At 39.3% G+C, this 15,334-nt stretch carries 14 protein-coding genes; 5 read left to right on the forward strand and 9 right to left on the reverse strand.

All coding sequences use genetic code 11. The annotated features are described in order from the left end of the window. The first annotated feature begins 3 nt into the window (after positions 1–3). Complete coding sequence (gene pdeM, locus DRW42_RS22895; RefSeq protein ID WP_113951199.1) at positions 4–642, forward strand: ligase-associated DNA damage response endonuclease PdeM; 639 nt, start codon at positions 4–6, stop codon at positions 640–642. 2 nt (positions 643–644) lie between these two features. On the opposite strand, the gene trxA is transcribed toward pdeM, so the two are convergent. The 5 genes from trxA to DRW42_RS22920 all read right to left on the reverse strand — a co-directional run bounded on the left by trxA (position 645) and on the right by DRW42_RS22920 (position 6,967). Continuing rightward, complete coding sequence (trxA, locus tag DRW42_RS22900) at positions 645–941, reverse strand: thioredoxin (RefSeq protein WP_113951200.1); 297 nt, start codon at positions 939–941, stop codon at positions 645–647. A gap of 111 nt (positions 942–1,052) precedes the next feature. Then, positions 1,053–1,667, reverse strand: a complete 615-nt coding sequence (locus DRW42_RS22905) for a hypothetical protein (protein ID WP_113951201.1) — start codon at positions 1,665–1,667, stop codon at positions 1,053–1,055. Between the two features lie 71 nt (positions 1,668–1,738). Then, entirely contained in the window at positions 1,739–3,091 is a 1,353-nt protein-coding gene (locus DRW42_RS22910) for a dihydrolipoamide acetyltransferase family protein (RefSeq protein WP_113951202.1), read from the reverse strand. A 56-nt stretch (positions 3,092–3,147) separates the two neighbouring features. Then, positions 3,148–4,392, reverse strand: coding sequence for a competence/damage-inducible protein A (locus DRW42_RS22915; RefSeq protein ID WP_113951203.1), 1,245 nt, complete (start codon positions 4,390–4,392; stop codon positions 3,148–3,150). Positions 4,393–4,396: 4 nt separating this feature from the next. Then, the gene (locus tag DRW42_RS22920; RefSeq protein WP_244215354.1) at positions 4,397–6,967 is read right to left on the reverse strand and encodes a putative LPS assembly protein LptD; all 2,571 of its coding nucleotides are present in this window, start codon (positions 6,965–6,967) and stop codon (positions 4,397–4,399) included. A 164-nt stretch (positions 6,968–7,131) separates the two neighbouring features. Here DRW42_RS22920 and DRW42_RS22925 point away from each other — a divergent pair, with 164 nt between their 5' ends. From DRW42_RS22925 to DRW42_RS22935, 3 genes are all read left to right on the forward strand, one after another. Next, complete coding sequence (locus DRW42_RS22925; RefSeq protein WP_113951215.1) at positions 7,132–7,995, forward strand: N-acetylmuramoyl-L-alanine amidase family protein; 864 nt, start codon at positions 7,132–7,134, stop codon at positions 7,993–7,995. Between the two features lie 10 nt (positions 7,996–8,005). Further along, the gene (locus DRW42_RS22930; RefSeq protein ID WP_113951205.1) at positions 8,006–8,782 is read left to right on the forward strand and encodes an N-acetylmuramoyl-L-alanine amidase family protein; all 777 of its coding nucleotides are present in this window, start codon (positions 8,006–8,008) and stop codon (positions 8,780–8,782) included. A 175-nt stretch (positions 8,783–8,957) separates the two neighbouring features. Next, a complete protein-coding gene (locus DRW42_RS22935; protein WP_113951206.1) occupies positions 8,958–9,911 on the forward strand; it encodes an MlaD family protein in 954 nt (317 codons plus the stop codon). A gap of 896 nt (positions 9,912–10,807) precedes the next feature. Here DRW42_RS22935 and DRW42_RS22940 read toward each other — a convergent pair. From DRW42_RS22940 to DRW42_RS22955, 4 genes are all read right to left on the reverse strand, one after another. Further along, positions 10,808–11,713: a ribonuclease Z gene (locus DRW42_RS22940; RefSeq protein WP_113951207.1), complete on the reverse strand. Its 906-nt coding sequence runs from the start codon at positions 11,711–11,713 to the stop codon at positions 10,808–10,810. A gap of 70 nt (positions 11,714–11,783) precedes the next feature. Beyond that, entirely contained in the window at positions 11,784–12,161 is a 378-nt protein-coding gene (locus DRW42_RS22945) for an STAS domain-containing protein (protein ID WP_113951208.1), read from the reverse strand. Positions 12,162–12,205: 44 nt separating this feature from the next. After that, entirely contained in the window at positions 12,206–13,150 is a 945-nt protein-coding gene (locus DRW42_RS22950; RefSeq protein ID WP_113951209.1) for a phosphoribosylaminoimidazolesuccinocarboxamide synthase, read from the reverse strand. A 184-nt stretch (positions 13,151–13,334) separates the two neighbouring features. Then, positions 13,335–14,294: a PhoH family protein gene (locus DRW42_RS22955; RefSeq protein WP_113951210.1), complete on the reverse strand. Its 960-nt coding sequence runs from the start codon at positions 14,292–14,294 to the stop codon at positions 13,335–13,337. Between the two features lie 103 nt (positions 14,295–14,397). On the opposite strand from DRW42_RS22955, the gene DRW42_RS22960 reads away from it, so the two are divergent. After that, the gene (locus DRW42_RS22960) at positions 14,398–15,177 is read left to right on the forward strand and encodes an SAM hydrolase/SAM-dependent halogenase family protein (protein ID WP_113951211.1); all 780 of its coding nucleotides are present in this window, start codon (positions 14,398–14,400) and stop codon (positions 15,175–15,177) included. Positions 15,178–15,334: the final 157 nt, after the last annotated feature.

Below are 15,334 nucleotides of genomic sequence, written 5' to 3' on the forward strand. Positions count from 1 at the left end.
TAAATGACCATTACAAGCCAGGGAGAAGAACTGATTTTAGATAAGGAAAGGGCTTTATATTTACCCAAACATCAACTTTTAGCAATTAGCGATCTGCATTTGGGCAAATCGGCGCATTTCCGTCAGGCAGGTTTACAGGTACCGGCTACGATTGCGCAGACCGATTTACAGCGTTTAAGTTTATTGATCAAACAATACAATCCTAGAATGTTGCTGATTAATGGCGACATGTTTCACCATGGTTTGAACACAGATATTGAAGAATTTGCTGAATGGCGTAAAAATTACGAGCAACTGGATTTTTTATTGATAAAGGGTAACCACGACAGGCTTTCTGATGCTAATTACGCAGCAATGGATATCGACATACATGAGCCAAGCTTTTGTTTAGGTCCATTTTGTTTTATCCACGATGCACCAAATTGTACCGAAGAAGAATTATACCCAATCAGTGGACATATCCACCCGGGAGTTACCATTGTAGGAAAAGCAAAACAGCGGTTAAAATTTCCCTGCTTTTATTTTGGCAAAGATTATGCAGTATTGCCCGCTTTCAGCTTATTTACCGGGCTCTATAATATTTATCCCAAAGCAAGCGAGCGCATATTTGCAGTTACGCCAAAAGTCGTAGTAGAGGTTTAGAATTAAGCATGGGCATCAATCATCTGTTTCAACTGCGATGCCTGTAAAACACCACTTTGTCTCCATACCTGTATTCCTTTTTTGAAAAGAACCAGGGTAGGTACACTTTGTACATTAAATGAAACAGCAGCTGGCTGGTTTTTGTCAATATCAACTTTGATAATCGAAACAGAATCACCTACCTGCGATTTTAACTGCTCCAAAATCGGTTTCATCATTTTACACGGTCCGCACCACTCTGCAAAAAAATCAACCAGTACAGGTTTATCGCCATTAATTAAATCTGAAAACTTAGCCATGATATTTGTCTTTATTTAGAAACAAAGGTAGAAGGGATTGGTTTTTAACGAGAGAAGTCAAGTTTTAAAAACTTGACTTCTCTGACATATATTTTCGAAATAACAATATAATTAAGCGCTTACCGACAGTTCTGCGGCTAAAGCAGTAACCCAGTTATCAAATAAAGCTTTTTCGATTTTAATTACTTCTGCAGCATGGTTTTCCCAATCATCAGAAAAGCTCACCAGCTGGTTCATCATTTCTTCCAGATGGCCTTCTTCTTCCAGAATGATTGATTTCACATTTACCTTGCTCTTCGCCTCATCTAAAACGGCCTGGTAAATTGGATACAATTCATCAGCACGTACTTCAATCGCGTAGGTAACAAATAAATAGGCGGCAAATTTTAAGTCGTAGCCCGAAAGATTAAACTCTGCTTTTAAGTAACGGCAAACCGCAATATCCAAAGCATGTAAATAATATTTGGTATGATTTGGTGAAAGTAACTCGGCATTTGTATAGGTTTTACATAACGACTCATCAACTTTCGAAATCTGCTTTTTTAAATAGTAGGCATGACGGTGTTCTTCTGCCGCATGTTTAAGGATAATCAGGTTTACATTTTCTTTATGCTCAGAAGCTGAAATCTTTTTTGCACCTGCATTTTCCATGTAAGACAACGTATTTAACCATTTGGCATGCAATACGTTATCAGAAACTATCGATTTTAAATTTGAAGCTAACATTCTTAATTGTTAAACTGGTAAATTGTTGGCTTACACCAACTGAAAACTTTTAACTGAAAACTGTGAACTAACTAAATATCCCTGTTCAGGTCCCAGCTTTCTAAATAATCGGCCACCCTGCGTACAAACATACCGCCTAATGAACCATCTACTACCCTATGATCGTAAGATAAAGAAAGGAACATCATGTGCCTGATCGCAATTACATCACCATGTTCGGTTTCTAAAACAGCTGGTTTCTTTTTAATGGCACCAACAGCTAAAATAGCTACCTGTGGCTGATTGATGATCGGTGTACCCATTACGTTCCCGAAGCTACCTACATTGGTTAAAGTAAAGGTTCCACCCTGTGTTTCGTCGGGTTTTAATTTAGAATTTCTTGCTCTTGTGGCCAAATCATTAACGGCTTTGGTTAAGCCAACAAGGTTAAGCTGATCGGCATTTCTGATTACAGGAACAATTAAATTTCCACTTGGCAAGGCAGCTGCCATACCGATATTGATATTTCCTTTTTTGATGATCTGCGTTCCATTAACCGAAACATTAATCATCGGGAAATCTTTTATAGCTTTTGCAACAGCCTCTACAAAAATTGGCGTAAAGGTTATTTTTTCATTTTCGCGTTTCTCGAAACTGTTTTTCACTTTATTGCGCCATAAAACCATGTTGGTTACGTCGGCTTCTACAAATGAAGTTACATGTGGCGAGGTGGTTTTACTCATTACCATGTGGTCGGCAATCAGTTTACGCATCCTGTCCATCTCAATAATTTCGTCGGCACCGCTTACACTGGTTGTAGATGGTTTATTTGTAGTCGATATTTCAGGAGCTGCAGTATTTTTGGAAGCCACCGTTTCATTAATAACCGGTTGTGGCGGTGTGATCGTAATCGTTGCTACCTTCAGTCCACCATTTTTATTGGAGATATAATTCAATAAATCATCTTTGTTTAAACGTCCATCAGCCCCCGATCCTTTAATCGAATCTAATTCTGCCAGCGGAATATTTTCCTGTGCTGCAATGCTTTTTACCAAAGGAGAATAAAAGCGTTCAGACGCTGTAAAATCAGGCGCTACGGTTATATTTTCAGCTGGAAGCTGTTCAATGCCAGGAATGGTTTCTACCTTTTCTTCTACTGCTTTTGCTTCGGTAACAGGGGTTTCTATTTTCGGACTATCCCCGCCTTCAGTTTCTATAATCGCAATTACATCGCCAACCTGGGCAACTTCATCTTCCTTAAATAACTGCTTTACCAATTTACCTGCTACGGGCGAAGGAACTTCAGAATCTACCTTATCGGTAGCGATTTCCAGGATAGTATCGTCTAAATCGATCGCATCACCCGGTTGTTTTACCCATTTAATCACCGTTGCTTCCGCAACACTTTCACCCATTTTTGGTAACAATAGTTCGTATTGAGCCATATTAAATTACAGTATTTTATATTGGTAACGCTACAAAAATACAGTTTTTATTCTTTCTAAACTGTTTCTTTAAGTAGATTTAATAGCATGGTTAGTGCCGATGCTGCCGAACGTTCGATGTTCTGGATGCGTTTGTTACTGAAATTAAACACCTTAGCTACGGTTTTATGTTTGGAAGAAATTGCAATCCATACCGTACCTACCGGTTTATCTTCCGTTCCGCCATCCGGACCGGCGATGCCGCTAACCGCAATGGAATAATCGGTTTTAAAGTTTTTTATGGCACCCTCGGCCATTTCTGTAACGGTTTGCTCGCTCACCGCGCCAAAAGTAATTAGTGTGCTTTCTTTTACGCCCAGAATGGATTCTTTGAGTTCGTAAGCATAAGCCACTGCCCCGCCCCAATATACTGAAGAACAACCGGGGTGTTGAGTAATTAAATGCGCAATATAGCCACCTGTACAGCTTTCGGCAGTGGAGAGGGTTAAGCCCTTCTCTTTCATGATATTCAGGATGGCTTTTTCCAAGGCAATATCCTCATCAATCACCACAAATTTGTTCACCTTTGCAATAATCTGTTTGGCGTAAACTTCCACTTCTGCCTTTAAATCTGCTTCGTTATCACCTTTGGCCGACAAGCGCAAACGCACCTGACCCAGTTTTGGCAGATAAGCGAGTTTGATATGTGCTGGCAGGCTATCTTCAATTTCTTCAATTTCTTTTGCCAGAAAAGATTCGCCGATATTTGCAGTAAGGATGGTTTTATGCACGATAGATGGTAGCTTAAACCGTTGCGTAATCCTCGGCAGAATTTCATCATCCATCAAATACATCATTTCGTAAGGTACACCTGGCATGGAAACAAAAATCCTGTCATTTTGCTCAAACCACATGCAGGGTGCGGTACCGTTTTTATTTACAATCACCTCGCAGCCATCAGGCACATCAGCCTGCTGAATATTGACATCCAGCAATGGACGATTGTATTTCTCAAAAATCTGACGAACCATTTCCAGGGCTCCTGCATCATTGCGGAAACCCATGTTAAAATATTTCGCCAGCGTTTTTTTGGTGATATCATCTTTGGTTGGACCTAAACCACCGGTAATCAAGATAATATCAGCACGTTTTTCGGCCTGTGCCAGGGCTTCGAGAATATGCTGTTCATCGTCAGAAACTGAGGTAATCTGTTTCACGGAAACGCCGATCAGATTTAACTGTTTGGCCATCCAGGCAGAATTCGTATCAACGATCTGGCCAATGAGAATTTCATCGCCAATGGTAATAATTTCGGCTAGCATAATTTTATCGGTATGTGCTGTAAAAACCTTGTCTTTTGCTCAATTTCAAATCCTGCAATATTGATGCCTTAACCTTAATTGTTAATGTATAACTTTTGTAAAGACCAAAAGGAACCCAGGTTACATTCATGTCCCAGCAATGCAAATCGCGGTAAATACCCAGATTCATAGGGGTTAAACCATTGTTTTTAAAATCGTAACCCGATTGAAAGGTAACTTTCCATTTTGGCGTTAAGTTAACATCGCCATTAAATGTTAATGTGTTCGACAGATTGGTTGTGTTTCCGTCATTGGTATATTGAAAACTATAGGCAAACGAGAAATTCCATGGAATATTGAAATCAACAAATGCATTAGGATCGCGGCTAATGGCTGCCAGTTGTTCTGATTGAATATCGGTTAAACCTTTTTTATTGGCAGCGTCGCCAAGTTTATCGTTCGCTTCGTTTTTACGTTTTAAAGCTTCTGGATTTAAGCTATAATCGAATGAGAAACCAAAATTGGTTAAGCGTGGCAGAAATTTACCTGCCTGCCAGAAATAACGGTCTTGCCTGATCCGTAACGAAGATCCCGGGATGGTATCGGCAGTAAGTGCATAGGGATCCAATGTTCCGTTATAATTGATACCCAGTTTATCCGTAAACTGCGAACGGCCACTAAAACCGATAGTCGACAGCTTATAACTGGTAGCAAGAAAATTATAGGAACCATTAAAACTCAAACCCTGGATAATTGGGATTTTCTTTGAGCCGGTTCCGGTTGTGTCGTTTTTGTTCCTTACCTTTAATTCGACCGTGTTATCTAAACCAAATCCAATAGATGCATTGGGCCCGCCAAACGAGCCCGGCTGCGCCATACCATCAAAAATAGAATACTTTAATGGCACCCCGGTAATTACAATTGGCCTTCCGTTCTGGTCTATTGCAGGTCGGTAAGGTCCTGCTCCTGCTTTTGTAAAATCAGGTGAATAAGAAAACGACACGTTTGGAGTCATTACATGCCTTAATGCCTGTATTTTTCCCTGTGGATTAAAATCTTTTCTTCCGTATATTTTGGTTGATAAACTGGTTGATAGACTATAACTACCAGCTCTTTTAAAACCACTTACTGTGTCTTCCCTAAAACTGTAGGTATTGTCGGCATAACTGGTATACCTCCTGTTAACACTCTGGAAATTCCAAACCTCATTGTAGGTACCGCCCAAACTAAAGTTAAGGTATTTCAAAGCTGTAAACGACATATTTACAGGAATACTATGCGAAAAACCACTTCTTAAACGCTTTAAACCATCATTCTGGAAAAGCAAACTATCAAAAGTATCAATCCGGTTTGTTCCCTGTAAACTGTAGCCTACCGTAATTTTCTGATACCATTTCTGCTCTCCAACTGATGTTTTAGAACTAAAAGGGTTAAATGTTGGCACGTTGAAAGTTAATTCTGGTAACCTTAACGATATTGCCCTGGTGCTCAAAGTCTGATCACTTGATGCAGCCAAAGAGAAGTTCATCCCGTTCGAATAAGCTTTCGCATAACTCACACTACTACTGGTTGAGTTGGTTGCTATGGTATTAATATCGTATGATGCTCCGGCAGCTGTATTTTTATAATAACCTTTTCTTCCTGTTGATACCAACCGCACACTTGCGCTAAAGGTGGTTCCGGGATTGGCGTTGGCATTTTGGCTATGACTCCAGTTGATGCTAAAGTTTTTGGTCGGGTTTGCAAATGCTTCCGTACCCTCTAATCCATCTTTAAAACTGGCATAAGATACATTGATGTTACCGCTGTATTTGTACCTTTTGGTGTAATTACTCAATACACTCGTTTCGTAAGAGCCATTGGTATAAATAGACCCCATTAACTTGGCATCCCAATAATCGTTCAAACCGAGGTAGTATCCACCATTCTGTAAGAAAAACCCTCTTGTGGCATCTTCACCTGGTGTTGGCAAAATTACCCCAGAGGTACGTTTATTCTGTTTTGGAAAAAATGCAAAGGGAAGCCCCAAAAAGGTTGGAATATCTTCAATAATCATGTAAACCGGACCTGTAATAATCTGTTTTTCGGTTACTACGCCCTTAGAAATCATCAACCCAAAGTGTGGATGTGGCAAATTACAGGTGCTGTACATCACATTTTTAATGTGCAGCTCGTCATCTATCTGTTTTTTACTTTGCCCACCGGAGAAAAACCCACCCTCCTGCTCGGAGAAAACGCCATAAACTTTAGCTTTGGTGGTTTCTGAATTGTAAAATATTGAATCGGCGATGGCAGTACCATCATTGCCTGATTTAAAAATCGGTCTGCCCGTATACCTTCCTGTTTTTGGATCTTTTAAACCTTTTGCGAAAATAGTATTCAGCTTTTGATTGTATTCGATGTAATTCGCATCTAATTCAAAATCGCCATAGATAACCCTTGCATTTCCGTAGAGATAAACAATATTTTTATCGGCGCTCATTTTTACAGAGTCGTCTGCTTTGTACTCCACTTTCTGGTCGAGACTGCTATTATTTTTGCCGGTCTTTTTAACCGTATCCTTTTTAGTTGTATCCTGTTTGATGATCTGTTGCAATGAAAATCGCGAAAATGCGTTAGCTTTACCAACAACAAGTGTTAATAAAATGACAGAAATTAGTAAAATAGAGCTCTTAAGAAGTTTCAAATTCGTGTTTGAATGTTATTTTTGCACAAATGTTTAATCAAAAACGTTCAAAATTAGTGAAAAATATACCATTGATGTATCTTAAATCCATTTTAACCTTTATTATTTATTTAGTATTATCCAACACTGTTGATAATCAGGTCTTTGCACAGGAATATAAAATTAAAACAATTGTAATTGATGCTGGTCACGGAGGCAAAGACGGCGCTACACATGGGGTCTATTCTAAAGAAAAAGATGTTGCCCTTAGAACAGCTTTAAACCTTGGAAAGGCGCTCCAGGACAGTTTGAAAGACATTAAAGTAATCTATACCAGACAAACCGACGTTTTTATTCCATTATACGAACGCATTAACATCGCCAATAATGCAAAAGCGGATTTATTTATCTCCATCCACTTAAATGACATGCCTGTCCGTGTTTCGCGGGTGGTTGATTATTATAAAAAAGTGCGTGGACGGAAAGTTCCGGTTTACAGAACGGTAACTTCAAAAAGTACTTCTACGCGGGGAACAGAGACTTTTGTTTCGGGTACCGGCCGTTTGGGAGAACAGGATGAGGTAATCAAAAGGGAAAACGCCTCGATGTTCCTGGAAGATAACTACCAGAAAAACTATGAGGGTTTTATTGCCAATACACCCGAAAATGATATTATGTTATCTTTAATGAAACAAACCAATAGGGATAGGAGTTTAAAGTTTGCTTCCCTGTTACAGCAAGAGTATGTAAATGCAGGCCGTACCAACCGCGGTGTGCAGGAAAAAAGCCTTGCAGTATTAGCAAGGGCGGCAATGCCGGCAGTTTTAACTGAAATTGGTTTTGTGAGTAATCCTGAAGACGAAGACTATATGAACTCAGAAGAAGGACAAAATGAGATTGTAACAGGTATTATCAGGGCAATTAAAAATTACAAGCGTATAGCCGAAACATCATTTTAAAAACTTATAAATGAAGATCAAACTTCTGATAACCATATTTCTCTTTTCCATTTTTGCCATAAACCAAACTTTTGCCCAGGGTTATAAAATTAAAACCATCGTAATCGATCCCGGTCACGGAGGCAGAAAACCCGGCGCTTCGGGCAATTATTCGAAAGAAAAAGATATTGCGTTAAAAGTTGCATTAAAGCTGGGCGAACTGATTAAAGATGAGCTACCCGATATTAAAGTGATCTTTACCCGTAAAACAGATGTTGATGTTGACCTTTACCGCCGTGCAGAAATAGCGAATGATGCCAATGCCGATCTTTTTATTTCGGTACACTGCAATTCCATGCCGCCTGGCAATAAACATATAAAAGGCGTTGAAACCCTGGTGGCCGGATCGCATCGCCTCAAAGAGCAGGATGCCGCCATCCGTGAAAATGCCGATATTAAACTGGAGAAGAACTATAAAAGCAAATACGATGGTTACGATCCGAACAACCCGAGCAGTTTTATCCTCTTTTCCTTACTAAAAAATGCCTTCCGCGATAAAAGCATTAAATTCGCCAAAATGATTCAGAACAGCTATATCAGCAGGGATGAAAGATTAAGTCGTGGCGTTAAAGAACAGGGCGTTTTGGTACTACAGCGTTGTGGTATGCCCGCTGTGTTAACTGAGGTTGGTTTTATCTCCAATACAGACGAAGAAAAATATATTAATTCGCAAAAAGGCCAGAATGAAATTGCCAATTCTATTCTGGAAGCAATAAAAACATATAAAAAAAATATTGAAGTTAAATAAGTGGCATTATAAATGATAGTTATTTTAACTTTGCAGAAAATATTAAACATACACCAAACAAAACAATTGATGTAGGCTTTGTGTATTTATAAAGTTTAACATTACAAAAAAGAAATTACGCTCAGGCAAGTTTTAATAAACGGTTAAAACCTGCAGCCACTAAATAAAAACACTTATGAAGATTAAGAACGAAACCAAAGTAGGTATTTTAGCCGCATTTGCCATTGCTTTACTCATTATTGGATATAACTTTTTAAAAGGAAACTCTATTTTTTCGAACGAAACAACCTTATTCGCGAGATACTCAAGGGTTGACGGTTTAACGGTTTCGAAACCCATACTGATTAATGGTTACCAGATTGGCCGTGTTGCAAAACTACAGTTAGAACCGGGAGGAACCATTCTGGCTACTTTAAACATTAACAGCAAGTACGAAATTCCCGAAAACAGTATTGCACGTTTAGAGGGTACCGACCTTTTGGGCAGTAAAGCAATTGTAATGTCGTTAGGTAACTCTAAAAAAATGGCTGAAGATGGTTTTATCTTAAATGGCAATGTAGAAAAGGGATTGATGGAGCAGGTTCAGCCGATACAAAAGAAAGCTGAATTGATTATTGGTAAAATGGATTCTATTTTAAGCAGTGTAAATTCTATCCTGAATCCTAACTTCCAGAAAAACGTTGATAAGAGTTTCAACAGTATTGCAGGTACATTGGCCTCGTTAGAAACTACCTCTAAAAAAGTTGATGGTTTGGTTGGTTCTGAAAGCGTGCGTATTCAGTCTATTTTGAAAAATGTAGAAGGTATTACCGCAAACCTGAATAATAATAACCAAAAAATCACTGATATTCTAGCCAACATCAATACAGTAACCGATAAGTTCGCAGCAGCCAACTTTAAAGAAACATTGGATAATGCAAACAATGCTATTGCCGATCTTCAAAGCGTAATCTCGGGGATTAAAAATGGAAAAGGCAGTTTAGGTTTATTATTGAATGATGATAAGATGTATCAGAATTTAAACAATGCTTCTAAAAACCTGGATGAATTAATGATCGATTTAAAAGCAAATCCAAAACGTTACGTACACTTCTCAGTATTTGGAGGCGGAAACAAAAAAGATAAGTAATCAATTTTTATAAAGTCGAAAGCCCTGCAGTTTTTAATTGCGGGGCTTTTTTGTATTAATTTTTAGCCACGGAAACACAGATTATCACGGATACTTTCTTTTAACGCATGCTATACCTCACGTCGTCATCTCGACCTACACTTCAGGTCGTCATCTCGACCGTAGCGGAGAGATCTATCTCGAGGCAGATTTAGCTTCGCTGAGCACTTACGTGGTTCTAGGCTACGCTATACTTCGCTAGAAATGACGTCGATTATCTGTTAGCCACGGATGCACGGATTAACACGGATACTTTCTTTTAAAGAATGTTATACCTCACGTCGTCATCTCGACCATAGCGGAGAGATCTATCTCGAGGCAGATTTAGCTTCGCTGAGCACTTACGTGGTTCTCGGCTACGCTATACTTCGCTAGAAATGACGTCGATTATCTGTTAGCCACGGATGCACGGATTAACACGGATACTTTCTTTTAAAGAATGCTATACCTCACGTCGTCATCTCGACTGAAGCGCAGCGAAATGGAGAGATCTATCTCGAGGCAGATTTAGCTTCGCTGAGCACTTACGTGGTTCTAGGCTACGCTATACTTCGCTCGAAATGATGTGGAAGAATTGAAACACAGACTAACTCAGAATATCTCTTGCTGATTTATCATCCTGAGCGTAGTCGAAGGATCTTTAACGGGGGAGCTTTTTCAGCCACGAAGACACAGATTAACACGAAATACTCTCCTCCTGTTGTCATCCTGAGCGCAGTCGAAGGATCTTTATTCTGGCGTTAGCACCTCGCTAAGCCCATAGCAAAAACAAATACTATCGTTTAAAATATAGAATGTCGTAGCGCGACGCTACTACTAGAAAGTAGACCCTGAAATAAATTCAGGGTGACGATTAATTAAAGCGAAAAAGTTCTTCCTTCAACCGCTAAATCTGTATTCTCGAAAACTGATTGCGCTTCTTCCAGAAGCATCTGCAGCGTTTTATAACGTGAAGAAAAATGCCCGATGAGTAATTTCTTTGCTCCCACAATTTTAGCTACTTCTCCTGCCTGTAAGGCGGTTGTATGGTGGGTTTCATTTGCCCTATCCAAAAGATCGTGCATAAAAGTAGCTTCGTGGTAAAGCGTATCGCAGCCATTGATGGTAGAAAAATACCTTTCGTCGAATAAAGTATCCGAGCAATAAGCGTAACTGCGTGGTGCATCCGCTTCAATGGTATAATCGGCACTGCGTAAAACATCGCCGTTGGGAAGTTCTACATCAACACCTTTTTTTAATGCGGTATAATAAGCCATAGGTACTTCATCAGCCTTTTCTTTAATCAGCTTGCGCTGTCTTTTCTTTTGCTGAAAAATAAAACCTGTGGTTGGAATGCGGTGGTTTAAAACGATGGTTTTTACAATAAGATCGCTGTTTTCGAAAATCTGGGTAGATTGGTCTGCTTCGATCGGAAAAAATTCAATTGGATATCTTAAAACGGTATCGGAATATTTAAACTGGATTTCAAGAATTTCGAGTAAAGGTTTCGGACCAAAAATCTGCATGGGTTTTATCCTGCCGTTTAAATGCAAGCTCGACAACAACCCGATCAGGCCAAAATAATGATCGCCATGTAAGTGACTGATAAAAATATAGTCAATCCGTGCTGCTTTAAGGTTAAATTTAGTGAGTTGCTGTTGTGTACCTTCGCCGCAATCGATCAAATAATATTTTTCGTTACAATTTAAAAGCTGTGCCGATGGATTCCTGTTAAATACAGGTGTTGCAGAACTGCTTCCCAAAATAGTAACCTCAAACTTCATCATGATCAGATATAAAAAGCCCCGTAGATTTTTAGAAACTACGAGGCCCGTAATGTTATTAAATAATATGTTATTTAGCGCCTCTAAACTCTTTTTCCAACTCTTCCATGAAGATGAAATCTGTTGCTTCGTCTAATGTATTAACAAACGTTACAGACTGAAATATGTTTGATAATTCGATAATTGATGCCAGTTCATCATTAATTCCGGTTACAATAAATAATCCGCCAGCTGATTTGCATAGCCTGTCGCCAACCAGCAAACAGCTTAAATCCTGCGCATCGTTACACTCGGTAACCTGGCTTAAATCAACAATGATGTTCTGAAAGCCCTCTGCATTAAGTAAATAGAATTCTGATTTTAAGCCCGGGGCATTATCATTTGTAAACTTAGGTTCTTCTAACTTTAAGCTTACATATTTATCGTGTTTATCTACTGAAAATTTCATCTCTCTATCTTTAATTCTACTAATGTAGAAATTTCTTTCGAATTTTATAAAGTTTCCAAAGCCTTTACAACATTGCTTTCGATACGGTTTGATATCGCATCAGCATCAGCTTTGATAAAAGTCTCGCCAACAATATGTTCGTAGAGTTCGATATAACGGTCGGATATAGAATTTACAATTTCAGGTGTCATTTCGGGTACCACCTGACCGTCTTTTCCCTGAAAACCATTTTCAATCAGCCATTTCCTCACAAACTCTTTGGAAAGCTGTTTCTGAGGCTCATTATTATCCTGACGTTCCTGATAACCTTCGGCATAAAAATAACGGGAAGAATCTGGCGTATGGATTTCATCAATCAGGTAAATCATACCATCAGCTTTACCAAATTCATATTTCGTATCAACTAAAATCAATCCGCTTTTAGCTGCAATTTCGGTACCGCGTTGGTAAAGTGCGTAAGTATATTCTTCTAATTTTTCGTAATCGGTTAAAGAAACAATGCCTTTGGCCAGAATATCCTCTCTTGAGATATCTTCATCATGACCAACCGAAGCCTTAGTGGTTGGGGTAATGATGGGTTGAGGTAATTTATCATTTTCTTTCAATCCTTCGGGCAAAGCAACACCACAAACCGAGCGTTTACCGGCACTGTACTCGCGCCATGCATGACCAGCCAAGTAACCTCTGATCACCATTTCTACTTTAAACGGCTCGCAGATACGGCCAATGGTAACCATTGGATCTGGCACAGCCAAAACCCAGTTAGGCACGATATCCTGCGTAGCCGCCAAAAATTTAGCCGCAATCTGGTTTAATACCTGCCCTTTAAATGGAATTGCCTCCGGTAATACTACATCGAACGCAGAAATACGGTCAGATACTACCATTACCATCGATTGATCGGCAATTGTATACACATCGCGTACTTTACCTTTGTAAAAATTACTTTGATTCGGGAAATTGAAATGAGTTTCTTTTAGTGCTTTCATGAGGCGGTAAAAATAGGAAAAAAGATGGAAAGTCCGAAGACCGGGGTCGGAAGTCAGAAGATATAATTTATTAAAAAACCCAAAATAATAATGTCAAATGTATGATATAAGACGGATGATGGTTTTCGAGGACTTTGATATCTTGTACTACATTTTCCATCACCCATCTTCCATTTTACGCAACCTATTGAATATCTCCGTAAGCTTTCAGGATATCTTTTACCAGTTTATGGCGAACTACATCTTCGCCGCTAAGGTAAATAATATCGATCCCTTTAATGTCTTCCAAAATCCTTAACCCATTAAATAAACCCGACATCTGTTTTTTAGGTAAATCTACCTGAGTAACATCGCCGGTAACAATAAATTTTGCCGTTGGTCCCATACGGGTTAAAAACATTTTTAACTGCATATCGGTGGCGTTTTGGGCCTCATCGAGGATCACAAAACAGTTATCTAAAGTACGGCCACGCATAAAAGCCAATGGTGCAATTTCGATGGTGCGGTTTTCGATATAGAATTTTAATTTTTCAGCAGGAATCATATCATCCAGCGCATCGTAAAGCGGGCGTAAATACGGATCAATTTTTTCTTTTAAATCTCCCGGAAGGAAACCCAGGTTCTCCCCTGCTTCAACAGCCGGACGGGTTAAAATAATCCGCTTAATTTCTTTATTTTTCAATGCCCTTACCGCTAAGGCTACAGCCGTATACGTTTTACCCGTTCCGGCAGGACCAATAGCAAAAAGAATATCATTTTTAGCAATACTGCTTACCATTTTGCGCTGGTTTGCCGTTCTTGCTTTTACCAATAATCCGTTTGTACCAAAAACAATCACTTCTCCGCCACCTCCGGTTGGTTGTTCGGCATCTTTTTTTGCAACACCTGCTGCCTTTGCCCCCAATATGGTTTCTACATCGTTATTGGTTAGTGAGCTATATTTTTCGAGGTGGGCAATCAGCTGGTTAAACTTCTCCTCGAAAGCCTTAAGTTCCTGTTCATCACCGAGAACCTTAACATCACTTCCTCTCGCCACCAGTTTTAACTTCGCGAAAGCACCTTTAATCATTTCGTAATTCTCGTTGTTCGGCCCCCAAAAGTGAGCAGGATTTACGGTATCCAGAGTTAATTTTAATTCGTTCAAACTGTAGTATTTTAAAAAGTTATCGGGGTATATTAATTAAAATTTGAATATTTGCAGACGCTTAGGCCTGTACACAAGAATAAGCAATAATAATGAATTTTTAATGGGGATAATTACTTTAACAACAGATTTAGGTTCGAAAGATTTTTATCAGAGTGCTCTTAAAGGTAGTCTGCTGAGTCTTATGCCTAATGTTAATTTAGTTGATATTACCCACGAGGTTCCCTCGTTTAATATTTCGTATGCAGCCTTTGTTCTAAAAAACGCTTACCCCTACTTTCCTAAGAATACAGTACACCTCATCGGTATCGATTCGGTTTATAGCGAAAACACCAAATACATTGCCGTAAAACACCGCGATCATTATTTTGTAGGTGCTGATAATGGAATTTTTTCGCTTCTTTTTGATGATATACCGGAAGATGTAGTAGAATTGAACATTATGCAGGATTTAAAATACCTGCACTTCCCATTGGTTGATATTTTTGTTAAAGCAGCAACACACCTGGCAAAGGGCGGTAAATTGAAAGATATTGGTTTACCTGTAGCGGAGATTGAACAAAAGATGCTTTTGCACCCTGTAATTGAGCCAAATGTAATCCGCGGAAGTGTGGTGTATATCGATACCTTTTGCAATGTAATTACCAATATTACCAAAGATCTTTTCACCAGAATCCAAAAGAACCGCGACTTTACCTTGCACTTTAGAAAAAGTGAAACCATTACCCAATTGAGCTGGCATTATAACGAAGTGCAGGAAGGCGAAAAACTTTGCCTCTTCGGCATCAGCAACCACCTAGAAATTGCCATTAACAAAGGAAAAGCCAGTGGCTTATTGGGTTTACATCTGGGTGATATTGTGCGGGTGGAGTTTCATTCTTAAAAGCGAAAAGACTAAAGCGGAAAGACTAAAGGAGAAAACCGTCATTTCGAGCGGAGTGCAACGAAGTCGAGAACCACGAAGTGCTCAGCGAAGCTAAATCTATCAAGGCAGATCTCTCCCTGCCCGAAGCAGGCGGGCGTTCCATTGCGTTTCTTCC

Source organism: Pedobacter miscanthi (genome assembly GCF_003315595.1).
In the GTDB taxonomy this organism is placed as follows: Bacteria; Bacteroidota; Bacteroidia; order Sphingobacteriales; family Sphingobacteriaceae; genus Pedobacter; species Pedobacter miscanthi.

What these genes read in the sequence shown, in the direction of transcription:
- DRW42_RS22910 (WP_113951202.1), bottom strand. Translation starts at nt 3,091, where the DNA reads ATGGCTCAATACGAACTATTGTTACCAAAAATGGGTGAAAGTGTTGCG.
- DRW42_RS22935 (WP_113951206.1), top strand. Translation starts at nt 8,958, where the DNA reads ATGAAGATTAAGAACGAAACCAAAGTAGGTATTTTAGCCGCATTTGCC.
- trxA (WP_113951200.1), bottom strand. Translation starts at nt 941, where the DNA reads ATGGCTAAGTTTTCAGATTTAATTAATGGCGATAAACCTGTACTGGTT.
- DRW42_RS22940 (WP_113951207.1), bottom strand. Translation starts at nt 11,713, where the DNA reads ATGAAGTTTGAGGTTACTATTTTGGGAAGCAGTTCTGCAACACCTGTA.
- pdeM (WP_113951199.1), top strand. Translation starts at nt 4, where the DNA reads ATGACCATTACAAGCCAGGGAGAAGAACTGATTTTAGATAAGGAAAGG.
- DRW42_RS22945 (WP_113951208.1), bottom strand. Translation starts at nt 12,161, where the DNA reads ATGAAATTTTCAGTAGATAAACACGATAAATATGTAAGCTTAAAGTTA.
- DRW42_RS22960 (WP_113951211.1), top strand. Translation starts at nt 14,398, where the DNA reads ATGGGGATAATTACTTTAACAACAGATTTAGGTTCGAAAGATTTTTAT.
- DRW42_RS22950 (WP_113951209.1), bottom strand. Translation starts at nt 13,150, where the DNA reads ATGAAAGCACTAAAAGAAACTCATTTCAATTTCCCGAATCAAAGTAAT.
- DRW42_RS22905 (WP_113951201.1), bottom strand. Translation starts at nt 1,667, where the DNA reads ATGTTAGCTTCAAATTTAAAATCGATAGTTTCTGATAACGTATTGCAT.
- DRW42_RS22925 (WP_113951215.1), top strand. Translation starts at nt 7,132, where the DNA reads ATGTATCTTAAATCCATTTTAACCTTTATTATTTATTTAGTATTATCC.
- DRW42_RS22930 (WP_113951205.1), top strand. Translation starts at nt 8,006, where the DNA reads ATGAAGATCAAACTTCTGATAACCATATTTCTCTTTTCCATTTTTGCC.
- DRW42_RS22915 (WP_113951203.1), bottom strand. Translation starts at nt 4,392, where the DNA reads ATGCTAGCCGAAATTATTACCATTGGCGATGAAATTCTCATTGGCCAG.